3 protein-coding genes and 1 pseudogene are annotated in these 3,737 nt (G+C 57.9%); all 4 read left to right on the top strand.

All coding sequences use genetic code 11. From position 1 onward, the window contains the following. Nucleotides 1-204 (top strand): transposase (locus HMPREF2710_RS03210; protein ID WP_070599470.1); only part of this gene is annotated, 204 nt, incomplete at its 5' end. 98 nt (nucleotides 205-302) lie between these two features. After that, entirely contained in the window at nucleotides 303-896 is a 594-nt protein-coding gene (locus HMPREF2710_RS03205) for a protoglobin domain-containing protein (RefSeq protein ID WP_005505324.1), read from the top strand. A gap of 324 nt (nucleotides 897-1,220) precedes the next feature. After that, entirely contained in the window at nucleotides 1,221-1,853 is a 633-nt protein-coding gene (locus HMPREF2710_RS03200) for a site-specific integrase (protein WP_314684801.1), read from the top strand. A 1,471-nt stretch (nucleotides 1,854-3,324) separates the two neighbouring features. Continuing rightward, nucleotides 3,325-3,737: pseudogene (locus HMPREF2710_RS03195) on the top strand (S-layer homology domain-containing protein); the annotation flags it as partial.

Below are 3,737 nucleotides of genomic sequence, written 5' to 3'. Positions count from 1 at the left end.
CGCGAAATCCGCCGACGCACCGACTCCGTGGGGATCTTCCCCAACCGCCAGGCCATCATCCGCCTGGTCGGAGCCGTCCTAGCCGAACAAAACGACGAATGGGCCGAAGGCCGACGCTACCTCAGCCTCGACATCCTCACCAAATCACGACTCACACCCCAACCCACCCAACAGGAGGAACCCCCACTCCAACTCAGCGCATAACCCACTCCGAAGGACACAAAACGATTACACCACTCCACAGGACTTGACCTGAGCAAGAGCACGTTCTACAATTGACGCATAAGTTCAAGGGGGTTCGCATGACCGCTTACGACCACTCGTCGGGGTACACCTACGGCACCGATGCCGTCCCCACGTCTCCGCTCACACTCGAGGATCTACGCCAGATTGAGGCCGCCGCGCACGTCCAGCCCGGTGACGCAGAGCTGCTCGCGCGAGCAGAACCCATCCTGGCGCCGCATGCCATGGAAATGGTCGACACGTGGCGCGGGATTTTGGCTCAAAAGACCTACCTGGCAGCACATTCCGCGCATCCGGATGGACAGCCGAACCCCGAGTACGCGCAGGCGTCAAAGCCCCGATTCGCCCAGTGGATCATCGACATGTGCACGCGCGAGCGGGATCAGGCGTGGTTGGACTACCAGTACCTGATCGGAGCTCGACACATGACCGCGGCGAAGAACGCGGCGGATGGGGCGGACTCGACGCCATTCGTGCCTCTGCGCTACGTGCTCGCCTTCATCGCGCCGACTGTGGAGGTCGGGCACCGTCTCCTGGCGGAGGGCTTCGAGGGCGCAGAACTGGACGCTGTCCGTGACGCGTGGACTCGCGCTGTGACTGTCGCCGTGACAGTGTGGGCGTATGCCTACCGCGATCACCCCGAGCAATTCTGATCCGGCGCTCGCCACCTACGACTCCCCCATCGGCCGCCTCACGCTTGATAGCGGTGTATTCGTCTTTCGCACTCTCTGACTGCTCTCCCTGGAAGCCTCAGTGGCTTCCAGGGAGAGCTTTCTTTCTGGGTTATAGGACACTACGTGTTGCTGGTTGGGTGACTTTTCGGCTTTCTGGTGCGGGAAAGTCACTCTTTCAGTTGGTCGTGTTTGCCTCGTTCCTGTGAATACTGCATCGTGCTCTGTGTGTGGCTGCCCCATGATCCGTCACGGTAAGAAGTCAACAGGAGGTCCTTTGAAGATCGCGGTGGTAGAAGTCCGCTCATCATCAAGGACCTCGACCTCTACCCACAACCCCCGACCAATACCTGGTCACCCACACTAGTACCACCCAAACGAGGCAGGTACACGCTAGAGGACCGCGTTGCCGTCCACCGCTGCTGCATCGACCTAACCCTGCTCCAAATGGCCACAGGGCTGCGCGTAAGCGAAGCAAGAACTCTCATGTGGGACGACATCATCACCGACGACCAAAACCGCCCAGCGTGCATTATTCGGGCTGAAAACGCCAAGACAGGCACCACCCGCGTCGCGGCTCTCGTCGAGCCTGCGGTCTATGAGCACCTTACCCGTAGACGAGATGAAGTCGGTGGAGCCTACGTTGTGGGCGCACCGCTCAACCCAGACACCGAGTGGGACAGATACAACGCTCAGAAGGCTCTCAAGGCGTTCTACAAGGATCTGGCTCGCGACTGCGGAGTGCCTCTGCTGGAGACCCACCGCACCCACGTCTGGAGAACCACCCTCAACACCATGTACCGCACGGACGTAGACGCGCTACTGCGTGCTCGAACGCTCGGCCACTCGGTCGATGTGAACGCACAGGCATACTCAGACCTGTCAGACCTCACAACGCTGTACGAGGCAGCCCGAGCACGGCGTAGGGAGGAAAGGTAGTCCCTACCTTATTCCCTATCTTTCGTGAGGATATGCCGGTAACTTCAAGTATCTTTAGGGAAGGATAAGGGGACGGTTACCGCACAATATCAACGATTACTTGGCTGTATCTCACTGTTTCATTAAAAAGAGATGCAGACCCCGGAGGTCGCAGGTTCAAATCCTGTCCCCGCAACGGATAACTCCCGATAGCTTTTAGCTATCGGGAGTTTTTTTATTCCCCAAAACCCGTACCCCCCCCGCTGACCTATCTCCTTCTGCCGTCCTCCTGTCACTCTCCGACTCACCCTCCGACCGCCGGCCTGCCTTCTTTCGCCACCTTCCTGCACCTTTCCTATTGGCGACCTGTCTTCATTTGCCGCCTACCTTTCTTCTTCTTGTGCTACCTTTCTGCCGCCTGCTGGGCGGCTTTCTTTATATCCCCTGCCTTCTGTAATCTGCGGAGGGGGTCTTCTGAGCCTTGTTGGGGCGGTGCTTCGGGGAGACTGATGGGGGGGCAGCCTGCTGCCCCTTCCGGGGTGCTTGAGGTGGATCTTTCGGCCTCTCGAAACCCCTCTTGAAACCTCCTCACGGAATTTCATAGAACCGTCGTGAAAGTACCCTGGACTGGTTTCGGAACGTCTCCCGATGCGTCTTTCGAGGTATTCCTCAGTCCGTCTATCGGGGCTTCAAGCGGGTGTGCCCATGGGGGTGGTGGAGTCACTTCCGAGCGGTTGCTGGAGGGTGGTTACGCCTTCTTGAGACGCTGCTTTTGAGCTCCTTGAAAGGGGATCTGAAAGGGGTCCTGAAGGGGGCTCTGGGGCGGGTCTCAAGAGCGTGATGAGGGGTCCGATAGGATGCCTGGGTGGGGGAGTGGCGAGGGGGCTGTTTTTGCCTCAAAGTGCATTCTCAAAGTGGAATATGCGAAAGGTGCCTATATTCCGGGCTTGGAAATCACCCGTTTTGCCCCGGAATTCCGCGGTTTTTGGCAAAAATTGGGCTTCGAGTGCAACAATTCACTCTGAAAGTGATTGTAATCACATACGAAACATTCAAGTTAATTGTAGAGTTTTTTGAAACTCTTTCAAAAAACGCTCAAAAACCCCGGAAAATCAAGGAAAAATAGCCCATTCAACCTCTACTTGAGGGTGATTCAAGTTAAACTAGAAGCTTAGAAAAAGCTCTTGTTAAGATTGAATCTTGTTCGATACCCAAAAATAGCCCCAAAAAACCGCTGGAAAAGGCTTTTTGACCTGGTAGCTTTGAGTACGTGGTCACCGCGGTCCGCCGCGTAGCTCTCCGAAATGAATACTGCACCCCTCCATCACACGAGGAAACCCCCGCAACACACACGGGACGGTTACTGGACTTGCTCCATGCGGCATCACATTCGCAGGCCGACCGCCTATAGGCTTCTCACCTATAGACCACCTATCACTCAACCACTCTCGGGCGTCCGCGCCCCACGAAACACCAACAACGAGGACAACCCATGGCACTTCGCCCCCGCACCGTTAAGGCTGGCTCTCTCGCAGCCATCGCCGTACCCTCCGTGCTCGGTAGCACCCTGGTAGCACCCGCTTCCGCATTCGCACCCGTCGTTCAGGACATCCCCGGCGCAGCTACCCAGGCTCCGAAGTCCCTGTTCACCTCCACCGTGCAGCCCGCCCTCTCGCAGGTTGCTGTGCAGATCCGCCAGCAGGCAGAACAGGCAAAGCAGACTCAGCAGGCTCCCGCAACGACCGCGGTTCAGCCCATCCAGAAGACCTACACTGCCCAGGCAACTCAGCAGACAACCCCCTCGGCTACCTTCCAGTCCGCACAGGCGGCTCAGCCTTCCGCTCAGCCCACCCTGGCACAGGTTGCACAGACCCCCGCAGCTACCCAGGCTCCCGCAGCTACCCA

This window comes from Rothia sp. HMSC069D01 (genome assembly GCF_001810135.1).
Lineage (GTDB): Bacteria > Actinomycetota > Actinomycetes > Actinomycetales > Micrococcaceae > Rothia.
The sequence above is the reverse complement of the archived record's forward strand: the minus strand, read 5'-3'. Positions and strand labels throughout refer to the sequence as shown.